Source organism: Streptomyces sp. 1114.5 (assembly GCF_003635085.1).
Lineage (GTDB): Bacteria > Actinomycetota > Actinomycetes > Streptomycetales > Streptomycetaceae > Kitasatospora.
On sequence record NZ_RBXE01000001.1, the window covers coordinates 2,821,573 to 2,844,351 of the forward strand.

Annotated in this window: 19 protein-coding genes and 3 tRNA genes; 13 read left to right on the forward strand and 9 right to left on the reverse strand. The window is 73.8% G+C overall.

The genetic code is table 11. The annotated features are described in order from the left end of the window. Window positions 1–2: 2 nt before the first annotated feature. The gene (locus BX285_RS12415; RefSeq protein WP_097238028.1) at window positions 3–737 is read right to left on the reverse strand and encodes a GNAT family N-acetyltransferase; all 735 of its coding nucleotides are present in this window, start codon (window positions 735–737) and stop codon (window positions 3–5) included. Window positions 738–1,442: 705 nt separating this feature from the next. Here BX285_RS12415 and BX285_RS12420 point away from each other — a divergent pair. The 5 genes from BX285_RS12420 to BX285_RS12440 all read left to right on the forward strand — a co-directional run bounded on the left by BX285_RS12420 (window position 1,443) and on the right by BX285_RS12440 (window position 8,213). Then, window positions 1,443–2,387, forward strand: coding sequence for a PAC2 family protein (locus BX285_RS12420; RefSeq protein ID WP_121175142.1), 945 nt, complete (start codon window positions 1,443–1,445; stop codon window positions 2,385–2,387). A 171-nt stretch (window positions 2,388–2,558) separates the two neighbouring features. Further along, window positions 2,559–3,560 (forward strand): SGNH/GDSL hydrolase family protein, encoded by a 1,002-nt coding sequence (locus BX285_RS12425; protein ID WP_121175143.1) that lies wholly within the window; start codon window positions 2,559–2,561, stop codon window positions 3,558–3,560. A gap of 108 nt (window positions 3,561–3,668) precedes the next feature. After that, window positions 3,669–4,976, forward strand: a complete 1,308-nt coding sequence (locus tag BX285_RS12430) for a deoxyguanosinetriphosphate triphosphohydrolase (protein WP_121175144.1) — start codon at window positions 3,669–3,671, stop codon at window positions 4,974–4,976. Window positions 4,977–5,064: 88 nt separating this feature from the next. After that, window positions 5,065–6,972, forward strand: coding sequence for a DNA primase (gene dnaG / locus BX285_RS12435; RefSeq protein WP_097238032.1), 1,908 nt, complete (start codon window positions 5,065–5,067; stop codon window positions 6,970–6,972). A gap of 122 nt (window positions 6,973–7,094) precedes the next feature. Then, window positions 7,095–8,213, forward strand: a complete 1,119-nt coding sequence (locus tag BX285_RS12440; RefSeq protein ID WP_259470507.1) for an RNA polymerase sigma factor — start codon at window positions 7,095–7,097, stop codon at window positions 8,211–8,213. Window positions 8,214–8,421: 208 nt separating this feature from the next. On the opposite strand, the gene BX285_RS12445 is transcribed toward BX285_RS12440, so the two are convergent. The 4 genes from BX285_RS12445 to BX285_RS12460 form a co-directional block, all read right to left on the reverse strand. Beyond that, on the reverse strand, window positions 8,422–9,510 hold the full coding sequence (locus BX285_RS12445) for an XRE family transcriptional regulator (protein ID WP_121175145.1): 1,089 nt from the start codon (window positions 9,508–9,510) through the stop codon (window positions 8,422–8,424). A 415-nt stretch (window positions 9,511–9,925) separates the two neighbouring features. Continuing rightward, window positions 9,926–11,329: a glutamate decarboxylase gene (locus BX285_RS12450; RefSeq protein ID WP_121175146.1), complete on the reverse strand. Its 1,404-nt coding sequence runs from the start codon at window positions 11,327–11,329 to the stop codon at window positions 9,926–9,928. Window positions 11,330–11,455: 126 nt separating this feature from the next. Next, entirely contained in the window at window positions 11,456–12,889 is a 1,434-nt protein-coding gene (locus tag BX285_RS12455) for an FGGY family carbohydrate kinase (RefSeq protein WP_097238036.1), read from the reverse strand. Window positions 12,890–12,996: 107 nt separating this feature from the next. Next, window positions 12,997–13,290, reverse strand: coding sequence for a hypothetical protein (locus tag BX285_RS12460; RefSeq protein WP_373560568.1), 294 nt, complete (start codon window positions 13,288–13,290; stop codon window positions 12,997–12,999). 243 nt (window positions 13,291–13,533) lie between these two features. Here BX285_RS12460 and BX285_RS12465 point away from each other — a divergent pair. After that, window positions 13,534–13,606 (forward strand) — tRNA-Asn (locus BX285_RS12465). A 62-nt stretch (window positions 13,607–13,668) separates the two neighbouring features. After that, window positions 13,669–13,741, forward strand: a tRNA-Asn gene (locus BX285_RS12470). A gap of 146 nt (window positions 13,742–13,887) precedes the next feature. On the opposite strand, the gene BX285_RS12475 is transcribed toward BX285_RS12470, so the two are convergent. Both BX285_RS12475 and BX285_RS12480 read right to left on the reverse strand, forming a co-directional pair. Further along, window positions 13,888–14,637 (reverse strand): serine protease, encoded by a 750-nt coding sequence (locus BX285_RS12475; RefSeq protein WP_121175147.1) that lies wholly within the window; start codon window positions 14,635–14,637, stop codon window positions 13,888–13,890. Between the two features lie 118 nt (window positions 14,638–14,755). Next, window positions 14,756–15,613, reverse strand: a complete 858-nt coding sequence (locus BX285_RS12480) for a serine protease (protein ID WP_121175148.1) — start codon at window positions 15,611–15,613, stop codon at window positions 14,756–14,758. 191 nt (window positions 15,614–15,804) lie between these two features. On the opposite strand from BX285_RS12480, the gene BX285_RS12485 reads away from it, so the two are divergent. The 5 genes from BX285_RS12485 (at window position 15,805) to BX285_RS12505 (ending at window position 19,039) form a co-directional block, all read left to right on the forward strand. Continuing rightward, window positions 15,805–15,878, forward strand: a tRNA-Ile gene (locus tag BX285_RS12485). A gap of 274 nt (window positions 15,879–16,152) precedes the next feature. Next, window positions 16,153–17,100, forward strand: coding sequence for an SPFH domain-containing protein (locus BX285_RS12490; protein ID WP_121175149.1), 948 nt, complete (start codon window positions 16,153–16,155; stop codon window positions 17,098–17,100). A gap of 9 nt (window positions 17,101–17,109) precedes the next feature. Further along, entirely contained in the window at window positions 17,110–17,337 is a 228-nt protein-coding gene (locus BX285_RS12495; protein WP_097238040.1) for a hypothetical protein, read from the forward strand. A gap of 40 nt (window positions 17,338–17,377) precedes the next feature. Beyond that, window positions 17,378–18,025 carry a GPP34 family phosphoprotein gene (locus BX285_RS12500; RefSeq protein ID WP_097238041.1) on the forward strand — a complete coding sequence of 216 codons (648 nt, stop codon included), beginning with the start codon at window positions 17,378–17,380 and terminating at the stop codon, window positions 18,023–18,025. 87 nt (window positions 18,026–18,112) lie between these two features. Next, entirely contained in the window at window positions 18,113–19,039 is a 927-nt protein-coding gene (locus BX285_RS12505; RefSeq protein WP_121175150.1) for a pyridoxal-phosphate dependent enzyme, read from the forward strand. A 211-nt stretch (window positions 19,040–19,250) separates the two neighbouring features. On the opposite strand, the gene BX285_RS12510 is transcribed toward BX285_RS12505, so the two are convergent. After that, window positions 19,251–20,786: an LCP family protein gene (locus BX285_RS12510; protein ID WP_121175151.1), complete on the reverse strand. Its 1,536-nt coding sequence runs from the start codon at window positions 20,784–20,786 to the stop codon at window positions 19,251–19,253. 118 nt (window positions 20,787–20,904) lie between these two features. Beyond that, window positions 20,905–21,369 carry a MarR family winged helix-turn-helix transcriptional regulator gene (locus tag BX285_RS12515; RefSeq protein WP_121175152.1) on the reverse strand — a complete coding sequence of 155 codons (465 nt, stop codon included), beginning with the start codon at window positions 21,367–21,369 and terminating at the stop codon, window positions 20,905–20,907. Between the two features lie 102 nt (window positions 21,370–21,471). On the opposite strand from BX285_RS12515, the gene BX285_RS12520 reads away from it, so the two are divergent. Then, entirely contained in the window at window positions 21,472–22,497 is a 1,026-nt protein-coding gene (locus BX285_RS12520; protein WP_121175153.1) for an NADP-dependent oxidoreductase, read from the forward strand. Window positions 22,498–22,779 lie beyond the last annotated feature (282 nt).

Here is a 22,779-nt window from a genome sequence, read left to right on the forward strand (position 1 = left end):
GCTCACGCCGTGATCATCAGCTGCCCGGCGCCGCTGCCGCCGTGTCTAAGGCACTCCTGGTTGATCTCCGGATCCGGGGCGCTCGGCGAGGTGGCGGCGGCGATCCGCAGCTCGATGATGTCCCGGACGGCGGGCCACTCGGCGTCGAGGATCGAGTAGAACGCGGTGGAGCGCACCACTCCGTCCAGCCCGCGCGAGTGGGCCCGGCGCACGCCCTCGGAGGTCGCGCCGAGCCGCTCGATCGCGGCGCGCGAGCGCTGGTTGCGGGCGTCCGCGCGCAGCGAGATCCGCTGCACGCCCCAGGTCTCGAAGGCGTGGCGCAGCATCAGCAGCTTGGCCTCGGTGTTGATGCCGGTGCCCTGGGCGCGCGGCGAGAGCCAGGTGTTGCCGATCTCGGCGGCGTCCGGGACGGCCGTGGCCGGGTCGCCGAAGGGGACGCCGGGAGCCGGCGGCCACACCATCGGGCCCTGCCAGTAGTCGAGTTCCAGGAAGCGGGTGGAGCCCACGACCCGGCCGTCGGCGACGTTCACCGTCGCGAACGGCAGCGACCGTCCCGCGGCCTGGTCGGCGAGTGCACGCGCGATGTAGTCGCGGGCCGCTTCCAGGCCGTGCGGGACGGGGGTGAAGGCGTAGGTCGTACGGTCCTCGGCGCCGGCCTCGGCGATGGCCTCGGCGTGGTGCGCGGCGAGGGGCTCCAGCCGCACGGTGCGGCCGGTGAGGATGACAGGTACGGGCACGGAACCTTCGGTCCTTCATCGGTCGGAGGATGCCCCCCGCGCCGGGGTACGGCACGGGGTGCGGTGGACTGGTTTCGCCCCGGCCCGGGTCCGTCCGCCGGGTGGCCGCGCACGCCGGAGGTCCGGTCGGGCGGGGCGGGGGCGGCGGCCCGGAACGGGCGGCGCGGGGTGCCGGAACGGACACGGGTCCTCGGACCGGTCCGGCGGGAAGAGCGAGGGGACAGTGTGCGTCCGCGAAATGGCCGAGGAGGAGACGAGAGCGCGAAGGGAAGCAGGCGGCCAGGTGAAGGCAAGGTGCGTCGTGGGGGCTGGCCGAGCACCGGACCGGGACGTGGTCGACGGCGTTACGGACGACGTGACGACGACGCGACGATGCGAGGCAGCGAGAGGACGATACCCGCCAGAAGGCGGTGCGTCACTTCGCGGCACGCGAATGGCCGCGCGGGCCGACCGGCCGGGCCCGGGAGCGGGTCCTCGCGGGCCTGTGACCAGGGCTTCTTCCGTCGGGTGCGATCATGGTCCGGAGGGGGCGGAGACGGCCACCGGACGAGTCGCGGCGAGTCGCGGACGAGTCGCCGGAGGAACCGTCGGGGCAGCCGCCGGAGGAGCCGTCGGGTGCGGCGGGAATTCCGGCGGCGCCCGGCACGCTGCACAGGACGACAAGACGGTCGGCCGAGACGAGCAGAGAACGGGGTTGGGTGCGCGGTGCGTGACTTCCAGGCGCTGTACGAGCTGGATCAGCAGGGCGTGGCCGCGGTGGCCACGGCCAACGCGCAGTTGCGCGACACCGGTGCCGGCCTGGTGCTGCTCCAGCACTTCGAGGGCTTCATGGATGCCGGGGACGCCGGCGGCCAGGTGGTGGCCCACCTGCTGGAGACGGGATCGCCGCAGGTGGTGGCCCGTTTCGACCACGATCGGCTGGTCGACTACCGGGCGCGCCGCCCGTCGATGATCTTCGACCGCGACCGCTGGACGTCCTACGACCCGCCGGAGATCCTGCTCCAGCTCGTGCACGACGCCGCCGGCGCGCCGTTCCTGCTGCTCACCGGCCCCGAGCCGGACGTCGAGTGGGAGCGCTTCGCGCGCGCCGTCCGCGAGTTGGTGGAGCGCTTCGAGGTCCGGCTCTCGATCGACTTCCACGGCATCCCGATGGGCGTGCCGCACACCCGCCCGGTCGGCCTGACGCCGCACGGCAACCGGCTCGACCTCGCGCCGGGCTTCCCGCAGTGGTTCGAGCAGGCTCAGGTGCCGGGCAGCGCCCAGGCGTTGCTGGAGTACCGGCTGGCCGAGGCCGGGCACGACGTGCTGGGCTTCGCCGTGCACGTCCCGCACTACGTGGCCCGCTCGGCCTACCCGGCCGCGGCGGTGCTGATCCTGGAGTCGGTGCAGTCCGCCACCGGGCTGGTGCTGCCCGGCACCCGGCTGCGCGAGCGGGTCGGCGAGGTCTACGCGGACATCGAGGAGCAGCTGACGCACGGGGACGGCGAGCTGCGCTCGGCGATCCGCGGCATGGAGGGCCAGTACGACGCGGTGGCGGGTGCCGAGGGCCGGGAGAGCCTGTTGGCCGAGCCGGTGGACTTGCCCTCGGCGGACGAACTTGGCCGACGCTTCGAGGAGTTCCTCGCCGAGCACGAGCGCGGCGCGGAGTAGGCGGGAACCGGCGCCCCCCGGCGGCCTCCGCCGGGGACGCGAATTCCCCGTGGAAGGATTTCGCGGAGGCGGGAGCCATCGGCGCCGTCCGCTCGTTGGAGCCGGAGGCGCCCGGGGGACGGGCTGCCGTGAGGAGCCGACCATGACTCGTCGTACCCCCGGGGGGATGCCATGCCGAGGACCGTACGCCCGATCGTCGCCTTGACGGCCGGGCTGGCCGCGCTGCTGCTGGCCGGATGCACCGCCGGCAGCGGCTCGGACGGCAGCCAGGGGAAGGGCTTCGCGGGCGCGCTGCCCGGCCGCGCGCCGGCCGGCGCGACCCCGTCGCCGACCCCGACCCCGCCACCGACCGGCCCCTACGTCGCGCTCGGCGACTCGTACACGGCAGGCATGCAGATCCCCCCGCAGACCGGCGAGCCGCGTGGCTGCGCCCGCTCCGGGGTCGACTACCCGGCGCTGGTGGCCAAGGGGCTCGGGCTGTCCGCCGACCGGTTCCGGGACGTCAGCTGCACCGGCGCCCGGACCGGGGACCTCACCGCGGCGCAGAACACCGGCAACGGCACCAACCCGGCGCAGCTGGACGCGCTGACCCCGCAGACCACGCTGGTCACCCTCGGGATCGGCGGCAACGACGCCGGTTTCACGGACGTCGTGATCGAGTGCGCCAAGGACAGCCTGGTGGACGCGGTCAAGGGCGTCGTCCAGCAGACCCGTGCCGCCTCGCCCTGCCGCGACCACTACGCCTCCGGCGACGGCACCGACGAGGTCCAGCACCGGGTGGACGCCGCCGGCGTCCGGCTCGGCCAGGTGCTCCAGGACGTCAAGCGGCGCTCCCCGCAGGCCCGGGTGTACGTGGTCGGGTACCCGACGGTGTTCCCGGCCGACCCGTCGGGCTGCCTGCCGCTGCTCGGAAGGACGGTGGCCGTCGGGGACGTCGCGTTCCTCGCGGAGAAGCAGCAGCAGCTCAACGCCATGCTCAGGCAGCGGGCGCAGGCCGCCGGCGCGGTGTTCGTGGACGCGGCGGGTCCCTCGGTCGGGCACGACATGTGCGCGGGGGAGGGCGAGCGCTGGGTCGAACCGCCGTTCCCGGTCGGCGGCCTGGCCCCGATCCACCCCAACGCCAAGGGGCACGAGGCGGTGGCCGGCCTCGTCCTCAAGGCGCTCAAGGGCTGAGCTCGCTTCGGGGAGCCCGCGCGCCGCGCAGCGTTCACGTCCCGGCCCGTGCGCCTTCGCGCGCGGCACCCCCCGCGTGTCGGAGGCGCGGCGTACCGTGAAACCCATATGGACGACACCACGCACCGCCTCGCCGCCCCGATCCCGTACGACCACACCGCCGAGGCCCGCTGGGTCCCCGAACCCGACAAGCGCCCCGGCCGTACGGCTTTCCAGCGCGACCGCGCCCGGGTGCTGCACTCGGCGGCGCTGCGCCGGCTGGCCGGCACCACCCAGGTGGTCGCCCCGATGCGCAGCGACTTCCCGCGCACCCGGCTCACCCACTCCCTCGAATGCGCCCAGGTGGGCCGGGAGTTGGGCGCGGCGCTGGGCTGCGACCCGGATCTGGTGGAGGCCGGCTGCCTGGCCCACGACATCGGCCACCCGCCCTTCGGCCACACCGGCGAGGAGGCCCTGGACCAGGCCGCCGAGGCGTGCGGCGGCTTCGAGGGCAACGCCCAGTCGCTGCGCATCCTGACCAGGCTCGAACCCAAGCGCTTCGCCCCGCAGGAGGAGCCGTCGACCCGGCTCGCCCCCTGGCCCGGCCGCAGCGTCGGCCTCAACCTGAGCCGCGCCGCGCTCGACGCCGCCACCAAGTACCCGTGGACCAAGGGCGCCCACCCGACCGACCCGCAGTCGCCCAAGTACGGCGTCTACGCCGACGACCTGCCGGTCTTCCGCTGGCTGCGGGCCGGCTCCCCGGCCGGGCGCAAGTGCTTCGAGGCCACCGTGATGGACTGGTCCGACGACGTGGCCTACTCCACTCACGACGTGGAGGACGGCCTCCAGGCGGGCCACATCGACCCGGCCGCGCTGCGCGCCCCGAGCGAGCGCGCCGAGCTCTTCAAGGTCGCCGAGCGCTACGCCCCCGACGCCGATCCGGAGGAGCTGTCCGCCGCCCTGGACCGGCTGCTCGCCCAGGAGTGGTGGCCCCGCTCCTACGACGGCACCGCCCGGGCCCGGGCCGGGCTCAAGGACCTCACCAGCCAGCTGATCGGCCGCTTCTGCCTGGCCGCCGAGCAGGCCACCCGCGCCCGCTACGGGCCCGGCCGGCTGACCCGCTACACCGCCGAGCTGGTGGTGCCGCGGGACGTCCGGCTGGAGTGCGCGGTGCTCAAGGCGGTCGCCGTCCGCTTCGTGATGCAGCGGGACGAGCAGGCCCAGCTGCGGGCCCGGCAGCGGATCGTGATCGCGGAGCTGGCGTACGTGCTCACCCAGCGCGCCCCCGAGGGGCTGGACCCGGTGTTCGCCGCGATGTACCACGAGGCCGAGGACGACCGCGCGGCCCTGCGCACGGTCATCGACCAGATCGCCACGCTGACCGACGCCTCGGCCCTGGCCCTGCACGCCAAGCTCGTCGGCGCGGCCTGGGCGTGAGCGGCCCGGCCCGGGCATGCGCCGCCCGGGCGTGAGCGGCCCGGACGCACCCGGCCGGAAACCCCGGCCGCCCCAGTAGACTTCCGGGGTGGCCGGGCGGATCAGGGACGAAGACGTACAGGCGGTGCGCAGCGCACTGCCGATCGATGCGGTGGTCGGCGACTACGTACAGCTGACCAACGGTGGCGGCGGCGAGTACAAGGGCGTCTGTCCCTTCCACGACGAGAAGTCCGCCTCCTTCTACGTCAACCCCGCCAAGGGCGTCTTCCACTGCTTCGGCTGCCAGGAGAACGGCGACACCATCGCCTTCCTGATGAAGATCGAGCACTTCACCTTCGCCGAGGCCGTCGAGCGGATGGCCGCCCAGGCGGGCATCACCCTGCGCTACGAGGAGGGCGGCTACAGCCCCCGCCACCAGCAGGGCGAGCGCACCCGCCTGGTCGAGGCGCACAAGGTCGCCGCCGCCTACTACCAGGAGCAGCTGGCCTCGGCGGAGGCGGAGATCGGCCGCCGCTTCCTGGCCGAGCGCGGCTTCGACGAGGAGGCCGCGAAGGCCTTCGGCGTCGGCTACGCCCCGGCAGGCTGGGAGCACCTGGTCCGCTTCCTGCGCGGCAAGGGCTTCACCGACAAGGAGATCCTGCTCGGCGGCCTGGCCTCGCAGGGCCAGCGCGGCGGCCTGATCGACCGCTTCAGGGGCCGGCTGGTCTGGCCGATCCGGGACATCGCGGGCGAGGTGGTCGGCTTCGGCGCCCGCCGCCTGCGCGAGGACGACAACGGGCCGAAGTACCTGAACACCCCCGAGACGCCGATCTACAAGAAGTCCCACGTGCTGTACGGCATCGACCTGGCGAAGAAGGAGATCGCCAAGTCGGGCCGTGCGGTGGTGGTCGAGGGCTACACCGACGTGATGGCCTGCCACCTGGCCGGGGTCACCTCGGCGGTGGCCACCTGCGGCACCGCCTTCGCCGAGGACCACATCAAGATCATCCGCCGGTTGCTGATGGACACCTCCCAGTACCGGGGCGAGACGGTCTTCACCTTCGACGGCGACGCGGCCGGGCAGAAGGCCGCGCTGCGGGCCTTCGAGGACGACCAGAAGTTCGCCGCCAAGACCTCCATCGCGGTCAGCCCGGGCGGCATGGACCCGTGCGACCTTCGCCTGGCCCAGGGCGACGAGGCGGTCAAGCAGCTGATCGACAACCCCGTCCCGCTGTTCGAGTTCGCGCTGACCTCGGTGGTGGCCCGGCACCGGGTGGACACCCCGGAGGGGCGTTCGGCGGCCCTGGAGGAGGCGGCCCCGATCGTCGCCAAGATCAAGGACCGCTCGATCCAGCACGAGTACGCCGTCCGCCTGGCCGGCATGCTCGGCATCCTGGACGAGCAGTTCGTCGTCCGCCGGATCTCCCAGCTGGCCCGCTGGGACCGCGAACGCCAGCAGAACCCGCGCGGCGCCGCCGCCCAGCGCCGCCCCGAGCCGGTCCAGCCGGCCCGCCCGGCGCAGCCCGCCTTCCGGCTCAACCCGCGCGACCCGGCCCAGTTCGTCGAGCGCGAGCTGCTCAAACTGGCGCTGCAGCACCCGGACCTGGTCAGCCCGGCCTTCGACCACTACGGCGAGGACGAGTTCCCGACCCCGCCGTACGCCGCTGTCCGCCAGGCCATCGCCAAGGCCGGCGGCGCCGCGTACGGAGCGACGCTGCCGGACTTCACCAGCGCGGTGCGCGAGGCCTCCCCGGACGACCGGGTGCGCTCGCTGGTCACCGAGCTGACCGTCGAGCCGGTGCGCTCGCGCCGCAAGGCGGACGCCGTCTACGCGGGGGAGTTCCTGGTCAAGCTGCGCCTGCTGGCCGTCGACCGGCGGGTCACCGAAGTCCGCGGCTACCTCCAGCGGCTCGGCCCCCGGGCCGACGCCGAGCAGCTGCACGCGGTGCAGACCGAGTTGTGGCAGCTCCAGCAGTACGGGCAGCAGCTGCGCAGCCGGGGCGCCGCGGCGCTCTGAGAACGGCGGCGCAGAAAGTCGGCGCACGAGTCTCGGCCACGGAGTGTGGCGTACCGCACACTGGAGGGCGTCCCACCTCCGAACAGCGCGGGCCCGCCAGAGTCGCGCCCGCCCTTGAGGGGATGCCCGTGGAGCAAGGCCTCGCCGCAGCGACCACCAGAGCGACCGCCACCAGGACGAGAGCGAACCCCGCCGCACCGGACGGGGACCAGGAGAGCGACCCCGCCGTCGATGCCGAGACCGAAGCCGACTCCGACGCCGGCCCCGAGGTCGACGGTGACATCGACGTCGACGCCGGGGACGAGCGCCGCGGGCCGGTCGAGAACGGCGGACCGGCCGCCGACCTGCTGCGCCAGTACCTGCGCGAGATCGGCCGGATCCGGCTGCTCACCGCCGCCGAGGAGGTCGAACTGGCCCGCCGGGTCGAGGCCGGCCTGTTCGCCGAGGAACGGCTGAACGGTCAGCCGCCGCCGTCCGACCCACTGGCCGGGGAACTGGACACCCTGGTGGTGCGCGGCCGGATCGCCAAGCGCCGGCTGATCGAGGCCAACCTGCGCCTCGTCGTCTCCGTCGCCAAGCGCTACATCGGCCGCGGGCTGACCCTGCTGGACCTCATCCAGGAGGGCAACCTCGGGCTGATCCGGGCGGTCGAGAAGTTCGACTACACCCGCGGCTACAAGTTCTCCACGTACGCGACCTGGTGGATCCGGCAGGCGATGAGCCGGGCGCTGGCCGATCAGGCCCGGACGATCCGGGTGCCGGTGCACGTGGTCGAGCTGATCAACCGGGTGGTCCGGGTCCAGCGGGGCCTGCTGCAGGAGCGGGGCGCGGAACCGACGGCGGCCGAGATCGCCGCCGCCCTGCAGCTGACCGCGGAGCGGGTGCGGGAGCTGCTCCGGCTCGCCCAGGAGCCGATCTCGCTGCACACCCCGGTCGGCGAGGAGGACGACGTCGCGTTCGGCGACCTGATCGAGGACGCCGACGCCGCCTCGCCCGCCGAGTCCGTGACCTTCCTGCTGCTGCGCCGGCACCTCGACGCGGTGCTGGCCACCCTGGGCGAGCGCGAGCGCCAGGTCGTCCAGCTCCGCTACGGGCTGGACGACGGCCGCCCGCGCACGCTGGAGGAAATCGGCGCGGTGTTCGGCGTGACGCGGGAGCGGATCCGGCAGATCGAGTCGAAGACGCTGGTCAAACTCCGCGACCACGCCTTCGCCGAGCAGCTGCGCGGCTACCTCGACTAGGGCCTGTCCGGCGGATCTTGTCGGATCAGCGCGCGGCTCCCCCAGCCTTCGGCCGGGAGGTACCCCCACTTCGCGCCCGTCTGGGCGTGCGCCCGAATCGCCCTCGTACTGGGTGTACTTGGACGATTCGGGCGTGCGTCCAGGCGGGATGATCCGGCGTCGTGCGCCCGGCAAGATCCGCCGGACAGGCCCTAGGACCGCCGGAGCCCTAGGACGGCCCGGGCGAGTCGGTCGCGGCGGCCGTCGGCGTCTCCGTCGGTGCGGCCGCCGGGGTCTCCGTCGGATCCGGGGTGGCCGCCGCCGCTCCGGCGCCCGTGCCCGGGGGCGGCGAGGCGGGGCCGATCGGGATCGGGGTGGAGGCCACCACCGAGGCCAGGTCGGAGACGACCGCCGTGCAGTCGTGCCCGGCCGGCTGGTAGCCGCAGACCTGGAAGGTGACGGCCGGGTCCGCCGCGCTCAGCATCGGCGAGTAGTTGTCGTAGCCGTAGTGGATCAGCGCCGTCTCGCTGTCACCGTTGCCGTCGGTGATCGTCGCGTAGTCCTTCGGCTGGCCCTCGGTGATCGCCGCCCAGGCGGCCCGGCAGGTCTGGCTGTACCGGAGGTAGACGACCACCTTGCCGACCACCTGGGTCTGCAGCGTCCGGGCGTCCTTGCCGCAGCCGGTGGTCTTGGGGTCCTTGTGCGCGCAGCCGACGGCCTCGCAGGCCGGGGCGCCCGGGGCGGGCTTGGCCGCGGTGGTGACGGCGGGGCTCGGCGAGGGTTCGTCGGCCGCCGAGGCCTGCTCGTCGTGCCGCGAGATCCGCAGCCCGACCAGCACCAGCAGCAGCGCCAGTACCGCCGCAAGCGCGACCAGCGCCGCCGGGCGGCGCCACCAGGTCGCGCGGGCGGGTCCGGCGGGCTCCTCGACGGCCACGGTCACCGGCTCCTCGACGGCGGGCTCCTCGACGGCCGGCTCCTCGACCGGGGCCTCTTCCGCCGTGGGCTCCGCGGGTGTGTCGGCGGCCTCAGCCACCGCAGCCGGAGCCTCCCGCTCGGTCGGCTCCACCGCCTGCCGCCACAGCCGGCGCAGCTCAGGGGCGTCGCAGTCCACCGCCCCGATCAGCGCCTCCAGCGCCTGCTCGGTGACCACCCGCTTGCCGTTCAGCCAGCGCTCCCAGGAGGCCCGGCTGTAGTGCGTGCGCGTGGCCAGCTCGGACAGCGAGAGGCCGGCGGCGTCCTTGAGGGCCCGGAGCTCCTCCGCCAGGCGTCGGGCGGGCTCGGACAGCTCCTCGGGCAGCTGCTTCCAGGCGGAACCCAATGCGGCGCTCCAAAGTCACGAAGGGGGACGGGGGGGGGGACGGGGCGGGCGGGTGGGGGTCCGGCCCGGGCCGTTCGGCGTCTCCCCCTTCTCCAACCTCAGCGGCTTGGCGTCCCAAACCCCAGGTCATGGCGTTGAGACGGACGGAAGTGTCTCACAACCCCGGCGAACCATCGACCGGTCACCGGTTCGTCGGGCAGAGTTCCCTGGCCGGTGCGTTCCGTCGCCCGGCCGCTTCGTTCGGACAACCGGCCGGTCAGCCGTCGCCGGGTCCGACAGCGGATCCCGGATTCCCCCACCGGTCGGGGCAGCCTCGCGGGGGGAGGCTGCCCCGACCGTCCGGGACGCCCGGTGGGAGGGCGCGTGACCGTGCCCTCCCACCGGGACCGAAGCGCCTCGTACGGTCGTACGGCCCTCAGTGGTGGAAGCCCGACCGGGCCGGCACCCCGAGCTCCTTGAGCGGGACGGGCTGGCGCCGCAGCTCCGGCAGCAGCCGGTGGAGGTCGGCCAGCAACAGGTCGGCGAGGTCCCGGGAGAAGCCGTTGCGGCAGACCACCCGGAGCACCGACAGGTCCTGCCGGTTGGCCGGGAAGGTGTACGCGGGCACCTGCCAGCCGCGTTCGCGCAGCCGCCGGGAGACGTCGAACACGTCGAAGGGGACGTCCCCGTCGGTGGTGAAGGCGAACACCGGCACCTCGTCGCCGCGGGTCAGCAGCCGGAAGCAGTCCAGCTTCCCGATCTCCCCGGCCAGGTAGCCGGCGACCTCGCGGCAGGCGCCCTGGACGGCCCGGAAGCCGTCCCGGCCGAGCCGCAGCAGGACGTAGTACTGGGCGATGACCTCCGCGCCGGGCCGGGAGAAGTTGAGCGCGAAGGTCGGCATCTCGCCGCCGAGGTAGTTGACCTTGAAGACCAGCTCTTCCGGCAGTGCCGTCCGGTCGCGCCACAGCGCCCAGCCGACGCCCGGGTAGACCAGGCCGTACTTGTGGCCGGAGGTGTTGATCGAGGCGACCCGGGGGAGCCGGAAGTCCCAGACCAGCCCGGGGTCGAGGAAGGGTGCCACCATGCCGCCGGAGGCGCCGTCGACGTGCACCGGGACGTCGATCCCGGTGCGCTCCTGGAACGCGTCCAGGGCCGCGCAGATCTCCGCGATCGGCTCGTACGAACCGTCGAAGGTGGAGCCGAGGATGCCGACCACGCCGATGGTGTTCTCGTCGCACAGGGCGACCGCCCGTTCGGCGTCGAGGTGGAAGCGCTCGCCCTCCATCGGCGCGGTGCGCGCCTCGATCTCCCAGAAGTTGCAGAACTTCTCCCAGCACACCTGCACGTTGACGCCCATCACCAGGTTGGGCCGGGCCCCGGCCGCGTAGCGTTCGGCGTTGCGGTGCGTCCAGCGGCGCTTGAGCGCCATGCCGGCGAGCATGCAGGCCTCACTGGAGCCGGTGGTGGAGCAGCCGACCGCGCTGTCCGGGTCGGGGGCGTGCCAGAGGTCGGCGAGGATCGCCACGCAGCGCCGCTCCAGTTCGGCGGTCTGCGGGTACTCGTCCTTGTCGATCATGTTCTTGTCGAGGCACTCGGTCATCAGCCGGGTGGCCTGCGTCTCCATCGACGTGGTGACGAAGGTGGCGAGGTTGAGCTTGGCGTTGCCGTCCAGCATCAGCTCGTCGTGGATCAGCTGGTAGGCGGTCTCGGCTGCCACCGGGCCCTCGGCGAGCCGGTGCAGCGGCGGGGCCAGCCTCATCGCGCCCAGCGGATCGGCGGTGGCCGCGAACGGTCCGATGCTCAGCCGGCGGTCGTCGCCCGCCCCCTTGTGCAGCGCCATGGCGTCCTGCCGCCCTTCGCGTCGGTGGCCGTGTCACGCCCGGTGGTGTCCCGTCCGGCCGCGTCCCGTCCCACGCTGCCATCGGGCGCCGGGTGACGCATCTTCACAGCCCGCCGCAGGCAGGCCCTAACCCGCGGCCTCCGGGTGGATCTGGTCCCGGGCGGCCCGGTACTGCATGCGCACCGCCGAGCCGATCGCCAGGTCCTGCTCGCCGTCGGGCTCGACGGTCTCGGCGTCCGGCAGCTCCCACTCGGGCGGCTCCGGGGTGCCGGCCAGCGCCCAGGCGGCCTGCCGGGCGGCCCCGCGGGCGGCGTGCGCGCCCGGCGGCGGCACCACGACCGGGACGCCGAACAGCATCGGGGCGATGTGCCGGACGGCGGGCAGCCGCCCGGCCGTGCCGAGCAGGAACACCCGCTTCACCTCCACGCCTTGGGCGCGCAGCACGTCCAGCGCGTCCGCGATGTTGCACAGCATGCCCTCGACGGCGGCCCGGGCCAGGTGCTGAGGGGTCATCGCCTCGGCCCGGAGGCCGGTCAGGGTGCCGGCCGCGTGCGGCAGCGCGGGGGTGCGCTCGCCGTCCAGGTACGGCAGCAGGACCAGCCCGTACGCGCCGGGGGAGGAGTGCAGGGCGAGGTCGCTGAGGCCGTCCAGGTCCTGGCCGAGCATCGCGGCGGTGGAGCGCAGCACCTGGGCGGCGTTGAGGGTGGCGACCATCGGCAGGTGGCGGCCGCTGGCGTCGGCGAAGGAGGAGACCAGGCCGGAGGCGTCCACCACGGCCTGCTCGTGCACCGCGAAGATCGTCCCGGCGCTGCCGAGCGAGACCACCGCGTCGCCCGGTCCGAGGCCCAGGCCCAGCGCGGCGGCCATGTTGTCGCCGGTGCCGGCCGAGATCAGCAGGCCCTCGGGGGTGTGCCCGGCGGGTTCGGCCGGGGGAAGGACGTCGGGCAGCCGGAGTTCGTGGCCGAGCGCCAGCTCGACCAGGTCCTGGCGGTACTCGCCGGTGATCGGGGACCAGTAGCCGGTGCCGGAGGCGTCGCCGCGGTCGGTGGTGCGGCGCTTGGGGTGGCCGAGCAGCTGCCAGACCAGCCAGTCGTGCGGCAGCAGCACCTCGGCGACCCGGCGGGCGTTGGCCGGCTCGAACTCGGCCAGCCAGCGCAGCTTGGCGATGGTGTACGTGGCGGCGGGCACCGCGCCGATCGCCGCGGTCCAGGCGGCCGGGCCGCCGAGGGCGTCCAGCAGCTTGGCGGCGGCGCCGCTGGAGCGCGGGTCGTTCCACAGGATCGCCGGGCGGACGAGCACCCCGCCCGCGTCCAGGCCGATCATGCCGTGCTGCTGGGCGCTGACGCCGATCGCCCGGACGCCCTCCAGCAGGCCGCCGGCCGCGGCGTCGCCGAGCGAGTGCAGCCAGACCTGCGGGTCGGCCTCGCCGGGGCGCAGATCCTGGTCCTCGGGGACGGGGTGCGGGGCCTTGCCGGAGCGCAGGACGGCGCCCGTGTCCGCGTCGCAAGCGACGATCCGGGTACGGCTGGTCGAGCTGTCTATCCCCGCGACGATGGCCATGTCGAGATCATGCCTCAGCCCGGCCCGGGACGCGTCCGGGCCGGGCGAGCCGTTGCCGGTTCGCGACCCTCGGTCGGGTTCCGGTTCACCGTCGCGTCACCGCCCGGTCACGGGCGGACGGTACCCCAGCCGTCGTCCTCGGGCCGGGTGCGGTTGAGGTACGGCACCCGGTCGGTGACGGCGGACGGCAGCCGGTCGCCGACCCGGTCCGCGACCGCGCCCGCGGCCTTCCCGGCCACCGCGCCGGCCTGCTGCCGCGCCCGGTCGGTCGCGCTCTGCACCGCGGGGCTCTGGGCGATCTGCCGGGTGACCTTGGCGATCTGTTCGTAGCGCCGGCGCCCGGCCCGCGAGCCCAGGACGTAGCCGGCCGCGAAGCCTGCGGCCAACGACAGCTTCCACATGATCGGATCCACCCTCTCCTGGCGGCCTTCTGCCGCATTGCCCTACCCGTCCGTCGGGACGGCGAACCATCCGCGCTCCCAGCATCCCCGGGTGCGGTGGCGGGCGCGCGCCGGGCACGCCGGGCGGCAGGGCCGGGGCGACTGCGGAAAGCGATTGGCGGACCACCCCCCCGAGTGCGCTAATGTATGTCCCGCAGCGAGCGCCGCGGAGCCCGGGAAACCGGGGGCCGGGGCGGAAGCCGATCCCCCATAGCTCAATTGGCAGAGCAGCCGACTGTTAATCGGCAGGTTATTGGTTCGAGTCCAATTGGGGGAGCTCGGGACGAGGCCCTTCGTGGGCCGTCTTCCCGTCCGTGGTGCGGAAGTCGAGTGCCGCGATCCCGCATAGCTCAATTGGCAGAGCAGCCGACTGTTAATCGGCAGGTTATTGGTTCGAGTCCAATTGCGGGAGCTGCGCCGGGCCTGCCCGGTGACTGCTCAGAGCGAAGGCCCCTCGGTAGACCGGGGGGCCTTCGTGTTGTTCCGGCACGGTTTGTCCCCGCACGGTGTCGCGTACGTCACGTCGAGGGGCCGGGCCCCCGGGGCCGAGGCCGCGGGTCAGGTGGTGGCCTTGCGGTAGAGGTCGGCGACCCGCTGGTCGAAGGTGACGCTGTACGAGGTGCCGGGGGTGCTGCCGCCCTCCTGGTAGCCGCCGATCACGCCGACCACCGCGCCCTTCTCGGTCACCCACGGGCTGCCGCTGGTGCCGTCGGTGTAGCCGCCGCAGTCGAAGCGCTCCTGGGTGGGGCTCTGCGACCTGGTGCGGACGGCGCAGGTGATCGGCTCGTCGCTCTCGTTCGGGTAGCCGGTCACCGAGACCGGCAGGCCGAAGCCCTGGCCGGTGCCGATCGGGTTGCCGCCGACCGCGTCCTCGACCTGCCGGCCGTCGACCGGGCCGACCGTGACGAACGCCACGTCGTACTCGGGGTCGTCGCCGGCCGCCCAGCGCGGGTCGATCGTGACCGCCTGCACCGGCCAGGTCCCGTACGGGGTGGCCCCGTTGCGGTAGCCCGGGGTGAACACCAGGCCGTCCAGCAGGCCGATCCGGCGGGTCTGCACGCAGTGCGCCGCGGTGACCAGCAGGTTGCGCCGGGGGCTCTGCACCACGCTCGCGGTGCAGGCCCGGGGGCCCTGCGCGGTGTGGAGGGAGAGGGTGCCGACCCGGTCCCGGGCGGGGCTCTGCCCGGCGACCTCGGCGGTGGGCGCCCCGTCCTGCTGCCCGCCGCACGCGGTGCCGGCGGCGAGCAGCAGGACGGCCAGCGCGGCCGTTCGCAGCCTGCGCGCGGGCCGTGCCGGGCGGGGGGCCATCGGGGCTCCGTCTCGTTCCTCGGGGCGGGTACCGGTCCGGTGCGTTCCGCCGTTCGTGAGGAAGATCTACCAGGCGCCGCCCGGCGGCGCCACCACCGGGTGTCCAGGCCCTTCCCGGTCAGCCGGTGGCGCGGTCGTAGAGGGCCTGGACGCGGTCGCCGAAGTAGCTGCTGTACGAGGTGTCCGGGCTGTTGCCGCCCTCCTGGTAGCCGCCGATCACGCCGACCACGGTGCCGGTCCTGGTCGCCGGGTCGAAGTCGGTGACCCAGGGGCTGCCGCTGGTGCCGCCGGTGTAGTCGGGGCAGTCGATCCGCAGCTGGGTGGGGCTCTGCTGGGAGGTGGTGTTGACGCAGGTGATCGGGACGTCGCTGCTGCCCGGGTAGCCGGTGACCCGCACCGGAAGCCGGTAGCCCTGGTTGACGCCCAGTCGGTTGGCGCCGAGCACCTGTTGGACCTGTTGCCCGTTCTGGGCCTGGACGACGGCGAAGGCGACGTCCACGTCCGGGTCGGCGTGGTCCTTCCAGGCGTCGTCCACGGTGACGGCCAGCAGCGGCCAGACGCCGCTGGGGGTGTCGCCGTCCCGGTAGCCGGGGACGAAGACCAGGTCGCTGCGCCGGCCGAGTTTCGGGTCCCAGACGCAGTGGGCGGCGGTCACGATGAGGTTGAGCCCGGCGCTGTCGACCACGCTGGCGGTGCAGAAGTGGTCGCCGTCGGCGTTGCGGGTGAAGACCGCGCCGACCAGGCCGTTGAGGACGGTGGGTTTGGCGGTGCGGGTGACCCCGGTGGCCCGGCCGGCGGCGCCCTTGAACCGCTGCCTGTTCCAGCCGTGGCTGCTGCCCGAGGAGGCCGTGGCCGGCGCCGAGGTGACCGTCGGCACGCCCCCGCCGGGCCCCGCCGAGGTGGTGCAGCCCGTCACGGCCGGCAGCAGCACCGCCAGCCCGGCCGCCAACGTCGCCGCCGCCCTACGTATCGTCATCCGCCCAGGCTCCCCCGGGCGGGGGGTCGGCCGCCAGCCGGGCTGCGCCGGCCGGAGAGGCGTGCGCCCTCCCGCACCCAGGTGCGCCCCCGGCGCGCACCACGGGTGATCGACCGGCTATGCTGCCCGGGACGGCCTCGCTGGGGCCGTCTGCTGCTGCCGTGGCCGAGGACCGGCGCGCGCGGCGAACCGGGGCGGTAGCTCAGCCGGTTAGAGCAGGGGACTCATAATCCCTTGGTCGTGGGTTCGAGTCCCACCCGCCCCACTTCCTCGATGGCGACGACTGTCGCCGACCGTCCGCGGGCAGGCCTCCGAACCGGAGCTCCGCCGCCTGCGACGACGCAGAGTCTAGGGCGCGGCCCTCTCCTCCCCCCGTGCGGCACGCCGGGATTCACCCGCTTGTGGCCGGCCTCCCCGGTGTCCCCGTGTTCCCTGGTGTCCGTCTTTCCCCGACCGTCCACCCACCCCTGGTGCAGTGCGCGAAAAAAGTGATATCACTTTGCTGTCGGAAGCGAACACTCGCCGAAGGAGTCGGCCCCATGGCCACACCGCATCACGCCGTCACGGACGGCTCTGCCCTGGACCTCCCGGTCCCCGGGATCACCGAACGGATCATCACCGGCGCTGCCGGGCTGCCCGTGCTGTTCGGTTCGCTGTTCGGCCTGGCCGCGGGGGTCGGGTCGGTCATCTCCGGCGCGGTCCAACTGGCGGGCGGGAACAAGGGGGTGGGCACCACCCTGGTGATCCTCGGGCCGGTGCTGCTGCTGACCTCGCTGCTGCTGCTCTGCGGGCTGACGGTGGTGTCGCCCGGTGAGGCCCGGGTCGTCCAGCTGCTCGGGCGCTACCGCGGCACCATCCGGGCCGAGGGCCTGACCTGGCTGAACCCGTTCACCAGCCGCCGCCGGATCTCCACCCGGATCCGCAACCACGAGACCGAGACCACCAAGGTCAACGACGCCGACGGCAACCCGATCGAGATGGCCGCCGTGGTGGTCTGGCAGGTCGAGGACACCGCGATGGCGGTCTTCGAGGTCGACGACTACACCGACTTCGTCGCCATCCAGACCGAGACGGCCGTCCGGCACATCGCCAGCAGCTACCCGTACGACGCCCACCACGAGGGCCAGTTGTCGCTGCGCGACGGCGCGGACGAGATCGCCCGCAAGCTCTCCGCCGAGATCGCCGAACGGGTCGCCTCGGCCGGCGTGCGGGTCGTCGAGTCCCGGATCACCAGGCTCGCCTACGCGCCGGAGGTCGCCCAGGTGATGCTCCAGCGCCAGCAGGCCGGGGCCGTGGTCGCGGCGCGCAGGCTGATCGTCGAGGGCGCCGTCGGTATGGTCGAGGAGGCGCTGGACCGCCTCGCCGAGCGCGACGTGGTGGAGCTGGACGAGGAGCGCAAGGCCGCCATGGTCAGCAACCTCCTGGTGGTGCTCTGCGGCGACCGCGGCACCCAGCCCGTCGTCAACACGGGCTCCCTCTACCAGTAAGGCGCGGCAGTGGCGACGGAACGGAAGAAGATCCTGTTGCGACTGGACCCTTCAGTTCACGACGCACTCGCCAGGTGGGCCGCGGACGAACTGCGCAGCACCAACGCGCAGATCGAGTTCCTGCTCCGCCGCGCCCTCGGCGACGCGGGCCGGATGCCCAGCGGCGCGACCCGGCTTCCCCGGCGCGGACGCCCGCCCAAGGAGAGCCCGGAGGACGGCGGCTCCGCAGAGAGCTGACCGGCGGCCCGGGCACACGAGGACCCCTTCGGAGACCGACATGGACCAGCCCGCCACCCTCCCCGAGAAGCTGTACCTGCTCGCCTACGACCCGCACCGCGAGCGAGTCACCGCCACCGACCGGCTCGACCTGGTGGTCCGCGCGGCGGCGCTCGCCGAACTCCTGCGGCGCGGACTGATCCGCGAGGACGGCCGCCACCCGGCCGCCGTCGACGGTGGCCCGACCGACGGCCTCGACCCGCTCACCGCCGCGCTGCTGGAACAGATCCGGCAGGAGCGGCGGCACAGCTGGCAGAGCTGGATCGGCCGCAGGCGCGGCCCGACGGCCCGCGCCGCCCGCGTGGTCCGGGACGGCCTGGCGGCGGCCGGCCGGATCCGGATCGAGCAGCGCCGGGTGCTCGGACTGTTCCCGTGCGACCGGGTCACCCTGCGGGAGCCCGGGCTGCGCAAGTCGCTGGTGGCCTCGGTCGGTTCGGCGCTGACCGGCCCGTTCAGCCGGATCGACCCGGCGGATGCCGCCCTGGTCGCCCTGGTCGACGCGGCCCAGCTGGGGACGGTCCTGACCTGGCGCCGACGGCGCGAGTTCCGCGCCCGGATCGACAAGCTGGCCCCGGCCGCCGGCCCCGTCCCGCGGGCGCTGCGCCGGGCCGTCAACGCCAAGCGCTCCGACGGCTCGGCCGGGGGCTGAGCCGCCCCCTCCCTGCGAGCCCGGCCGCCTCCCCGGTGGCCGGGCTCGCGGCCGTTTGCGGCCGTGCACGACCCGTAAGCTGGCCGGATGCTCGAACCCGCCCTGCTGCCCACCCCGCTGACGGACTGCACCGACGAGGTGTTCGCCCGGGCCGGGGTGCAGCTGCGGCTGAAGCGGGACGACCTGCTGCACCCGACCGTCCCCGGCAACAAGTGGCGCAAGCTGGCGCCCAACCTGGCCGCCGCCGTCGAACAGGGCCACACCCGGCTGCTGACCTTCGGCGGGGCGTACTCGACCCACCTGCGGGCCGTCGCGGCCGCCGCCGGGGCGCTGGGGCTGGAGAGCGTCGGGCTGGTCCGCGGCGAGGAACTGGCCGACCGGCCGCGCAACTGGTCGCTGCGGGCCGCCGAGGCGGCCGGGATGCGGCTGGAGTTCCTGACCCGGGCCGCCTACCGGGAGGCCACCGGCCGGGCCGGCGGCGACCACGGTACGGACGGGGACGTGCAGCGCCGCTGGGGGCCCTGCCTGGTGCTCCCGGAGGGCGGCTCCAACGCCCTGGCCGCGGTCGGCGCGGCCGCGATCCCGGCGGAACTACCCGACCTGGGCGAGCGCGACGTGGTCTGCTGCCCGGTCGGCACCGGCGGCACCCTGGCCGGCATCGCGGCGGGCCTGCCGCCGGGCGCGCGGGCGCTCGGGGTGGCCGTGCTGCGCGGAGGCGAGGGGTACCTGGAGGCGGAGGTGGCCCGGCTCCAACGGGCTGCCTACGGGCGCGAGTTCGGCAACTGGCGGATCGACCACGGGCACCACGGCGGCGGCTACGGGAAGGTCCCGGCCGGGCTGGCCGGCTTCGCCGAGCGGTTCGAGCACCGCCACGGCGTCCCGCTGGAGCGCCGTTACGTCGCCAAGCTGCTCGCCGCGCTGGCCGACCTGGCGACGGCGGGCGCCTTCCCGCGCGGCACCCGCCTCACCGCCGTGGTCACCGGGGTGCCGGATCCCGACCCGGCCACCCCTTAGGGCCTGTCCGGCGGATCTTGCCGGGCGCACGACGCCGGATCATCCCGCCTGGACGCACGCCCGAATCGTCCAAGTACACCCAGTACGAGGGCGATTCGGGCGCACGCCCAGACGGGCGCGAAGTGGGGGTACCTCCCGGCCGAAGGCTGGGGGAGCCGCGCGCTGATCCGACAAGATCCGCCGGACAGGCCCTAGGGCAGGCCCTGGCGGCTCAGCCGAAGGTCAGGTTGGCGCAGGGATCGGTGTCGGCGTTGCGGGTGTTCTCCGCTATGCCGGTCGGGACACCGGGCGACGGGGTGCCGGGCGGGGTGCCGGGGGTGGCCGCTGCGTCGGGGGTGGCGCCGGGTGCGGGGCTGGCGGCGGAGACCGAGTCGATCCGGGTGCCCGCCGCGCGGTAGTCGGCGCCGAGGGTGACGGTGATCGTGCCCGAGCCGGGCTCCTCCACCGCCTGGGCGCCGGGGAAGAGGGCCACCACCTGGTCGGCGGCGGCCTTCAGCGCGGGGTCGTAGCCGATCCGGGAGGTCGGGTGCCCCGGCTCGTTGGCGCCGAGGGCGACGTTGGTGAAGCCGCGCGCCTTGAGCGTCTCCGCGCCGGAGCCCGCCAGGCCGGCGGTGCCGACCCCGTTCACCACGGTGATCGGGGCTGCGGCCTGCTCGGGCGCCAGCGGGGTGCCGGCGCCGGTGGGGGCGCCCGGGTCGGCGGTGGGGGAGGAGGTGACCTGGCCCGTCCCGGCGGTGCTCTGCCCGTCCAGGGTGCGGTCCTCGCGCAGCAGCTTCCAGAGGGCGTCGGCGTCCGGCTGGACCAGCCGCACGCGGTCGCCTGCGAAGCGCCAGGGCGCGGTGACGAAGGTGATGTCGGAGAGCTTGATGTCCTGGACCGAGCGGGCGAAGTCCACCAGCTTCATCGCGGTGCCGAGCCCCTCGTCCACGGTGAGCGACTTGGTGGCGGCGTCGGCCAGCGGCAGCAGGGTGGGCAGCGAGAAGCCCTGGCTCTGGACCTTCTTGATCATCGAGGAGAGGAAGGCCTGCTGGCGCTTCATCCGGCCTATGTCGGAGTTGTCGCCGATGCCGTGGCGCGCTCGGAGGTAGTCCACCGCGGACTGCCCGGAGAGCTTCTGCAGGCCCTTCTTGAGGTGGATGCCGTACTGGTTGACGTCGTTGGGCACGCAGGCCTCCACGCCGCCCACCGCGTCGGCCATCGCGGCCGCGCCCTTGAAGTCGACCACCACGGTGTGGTCGATCCGCAGCCCGGTGAGCTTCTCCACGGTGTTCTGGGTGCAGGCCGGGTTGCCCTTGGGGTACTCGCCCACGGTGAAGGCGGAGTTGAACATCTGGTCGTTCTTCGGGGTCGTCCAGGTCCCGTTCTGCAGCTTGCAGGACGGGATGGTGACCAGGGTGTCGCGGGGGACGGAGACGCCGACGGCGTGCTTGTGGTCGGCGTAGACGTGCACCACGATCGCGGTGTCCGAGTGGCCGACCCCCTCGCCGCCGCCGCCCAGCGAGTCGTTGCCGTCGTCGCGGGTGTCGGAGCCGAGCAGCAGCACGTTGACCGGCACCTGGGCACCGGGGGTGGCCGGGACCGGCGCGGGCGGGCGCTCGGTGGCGACGCCGCCCGCATCGAAGGTGGTGATGTTGTTGTCCAGCCGGTGGTAGAACCAGGCGCCGGCTCCCACCACCGACAGCACCAGCACGGCGGCCAGGCCGATCGCGGTCCGCAGGTAGCGGCGCCGGCGCGTGCTGGTGCTCATCCTCCGTGCCCCCCGTTTCAGGTGTCTCGCGTTCGATGTTCGAACGTTAGACGTTCCGGAAGGCCGTTCGGTTACCCCCGATGGGCGAACGGATCGCTTCGGAGGCCTGTGATGCTGGTCACGCCCCGGGGCCGGAGGCACCCATGAGCATCCGCTGGAGCAGGTCGCGCAGGACCGTCCGCTCGTCCTGGCCGAGCGCGGCCAGCGGCTCGCGGGCGAAGTTCAGCGACTCGCGCAGCTCCTCGGAGGCGGCCGCGCCGGTGTCGGTGGCGGCGACCAGCTTGACCCGGCGGTCCTGCCGGTCGGCCTCGCGGGTGACGAAGCCGCGGGACTCCAGCCGGTCGACGATGCCGGTGATGTTGGACGGTTCGCAGCTGAGCGTCTGGGCGATCTGGCGCATCGGCATCGGTCCGCGCCGCAACAGGGCGAGGACCTTGGCCTGGGCTCCGGTGAGCGAGCGGGCGGCGGCGGCCTCCTCGTACTCGCGGTGGAAGAGCGCGACCAGGTTGGCCATCAGGTCGACGACCTCGCGGGTGATCTCGTCGGACTGCGGCGTGGCGTCCGGGGCCGGCTGGGTGTCCATGGTCCAGAGTCTACCTGAAAAGTTGACAAGGTGAACCTTTCATGTCCATCGTTACTTAAGTTTCTCAACCTTTCATGCACCTGAACCGCAAGGAGCAGCGCCATGGCAGAGCAGGCCGTCCCCGCCACCGCCCGTGAATGGCACCTCGCCGCCCGTCCGCAGGGCTGGCCGGTGCCGACCGACTTCGCCCTGGTCGAGGCCCCGGTCCGGACCCCGGGCCCGGGCGAGATCCTGGTCCGCAACGCCTACCTCTCGGTGGACCCGTACATGCGCGGCCGGATGAACGACGTCCCCTCGTACGTCCCGCCGTTCCAGCTCGGCAAGCCCATGGACGGCGGCGCGGTCGGCTACGTGGTGGCCTCGGAGGCCGAGGGCTTCGCCCCCGGCGACGCCGTGCTGCACGGGCTCGGCTGGCGCGAGTACGCGACCCTGGACGCCAAGCGCGCGGTCAAGGTCGACCCGGCCGCCGCCCCGCTGTCCGCCTACCTCGGCGTGCTCGGGATGACCGGCCTGACCGCCTACGCCGGCCTGCTCGCCGTCGGCGGCCTCAAGGAGGGCGACAAGGTCTTCGTCTCCGGCGCGGCCGGCGCGGTCGGATCGATGGTCGGCCAGATCGCCCGGCTCAAGGGTGCCTCCCTGGTGGTCGGTTCGGCCGGCTCGGCGGACAAGGTCGCCAAGCTCGTTGACGAGTACGGCTTCGACGCGGCCTTCAACTACAAGGACGCCCCGGTCCGCGAGCAGCTCGCCGAGGCCGCCCCGGACGGCATCGACCTCTACTTCGACAACGTCGGCGGCGACCACCTGGAGGCCGCGATCGGCGCCCTCGGCGTGCACGGCCGCGCGGTGCTCTGCGGCGCGATCGCCCAGTACAACGAGACCAGCGCGCCCGCCGCCCCGCGCAACCTCGCGCTCGCCATCGGCAAGCGGCTGCGCCTGGAGGGCATGCTGGTCGCCGACCACGCCGCGCTTCAGCCGCAGTTCGTCGCCGAGGTGGCCGGCTGGCTGAAGTCCGGCGAACTGCGCCACGAGGAGACCGTGGTGGACGGCTTCGAGAACGCCGCCGAGGCCTTCCTCGACCTGCTGCGCGGCGTCAACACCGGCAAGATGGTCGTCCGCCTGGAGGGCTGACGCCTCGTCGGCGAGCTGACCTGCCCGCCCCGCCGCCCCGTCCGGGCGGCGGGGCGTTCCTGTCGGGAAGGTTCGCAGTCGGGCGCAGGGGGCCGCGCCGCACTACCGCATTCCGGCCGGATCCGAAAGTGCGTCAGCCATCCCGCCGGACGGCGCGGTACGGTGGTCCCGCCCGGCGATGGGGCCGTTCGGGGGAGAGATCCGGCCGAGGGGTAGACCTCGTTGAGGATTCGACTAGCATTGAGCGAAAGCCTGTCCGTTTTGCTCAATTTAGTGACTTAA

What these genes read in the sequence shown, in the direction of transcription:
- BX285_RS12425 (WP_121175143.1), top strand. Translation starts at nt 2,559, where the DNA reads ATGCCGAGGACCGTACGCCCGATCGTCGCCTTGACGGCCGGGCTGGCC.
- BX285_RS12475 (WP_121175147.1), bottom strand. Translation starts at nt 14,637, where the DNA reads ATGGCCCCCCGCCCGGCACGGCCCGCGCGCAGGCTGCGAACGGCCGCG.
- BX285_RS12460 (WP_373560568.1), bottom strand. Translation starts at nt 13,290, where the DNA reads ATGTGGAAGCTGTCGTTGGCCGCAGGCTTCGCGGCCGGCTACGTCCTG.
- BX285_RS12450 (WP_121175146.1), bottom strand. Translation starts at nt 11,329, where the DNA reads ATGGCGCTGCACAAGGGGGCGGGCGACGACCGCCGGCTGAGCATCGGA.
- BX285_RS12510 (WP_121175151.1), bottom strand. Translation starts at nt 20,786, where the DNA reads ATGAGCACCAGCACGCGCCGGCGCCGCTACCTGCGGACCGCGATCGGC.
- BX285_RS12520 (WP_121175153.1), top strand. Translation starts at nt 21,472, where the DNA reads ATGGCAGAGCAGGCCGTCCCCGCCACCGCCCGTGAATGGCACCTCGCC.
- BX285_RS12515 (WP_121175152.1), bottom strand. Translation starts at nt 21,369, where the DNA reads ATGGACACCCAGCCGGCCCCGGACGCCACGCCGCAGTCCGACGAGATC.
- BX285_RS12505 (WP_121175150.1), top strand. Translation starts at nt 18,113, where the DNA reads ATGCTCGAACCCGCCCTGCTGCCCACCCCGCTGACGGACTGCACCGAC.
- BX285_RS12490 (WP_121175149.1), top strand. Translation starts at nt 16,153, where the DNA reads ATGGCCACACCGCATCACGCCGTCACGGACGGCTCTGCCCTGGACCTC.
- BX285_RS12440 (WP_259470507.1), top strand. Translation starts at nt 7,095, where the DNA reads ATGCCCGTGGAGCAAGGCCTCGCCGCAGCGACCACCAGAGCGACCGCC.
- BX285_RS12430 (WP_121175144.1), top strand. Translation starts at nt 3,669, where the DNA reads ATGGACGACACCACGCACCGCCTCGCCGCCCCGATCCCGTACGACCAC.
- BX285_RS12455 (WP_097238036.1), bottom strand. Translation starts at nt 12,889, where the DNA reads ATGGCCATCGTCGCGGGGATAGACAGCTCGACCAGCCGTACCCGGATC.
- BX285_RS12500 (WP_097238041.1), top strand. Translation starts at nt 17,378, where the DNA reads ATGGACCAGCCCGCCACCCTCCCCGAGAAGCTGTACCTGCTCGCCTAC.
- BX285_RS12480 (WP_121175148.1), bottom strand. Translation starts at nt 15,613, where the DNA reads ATGACGATACGTAGGGCGGCGGCGACGTTGGCGGCCGGGCTGGCGGTG.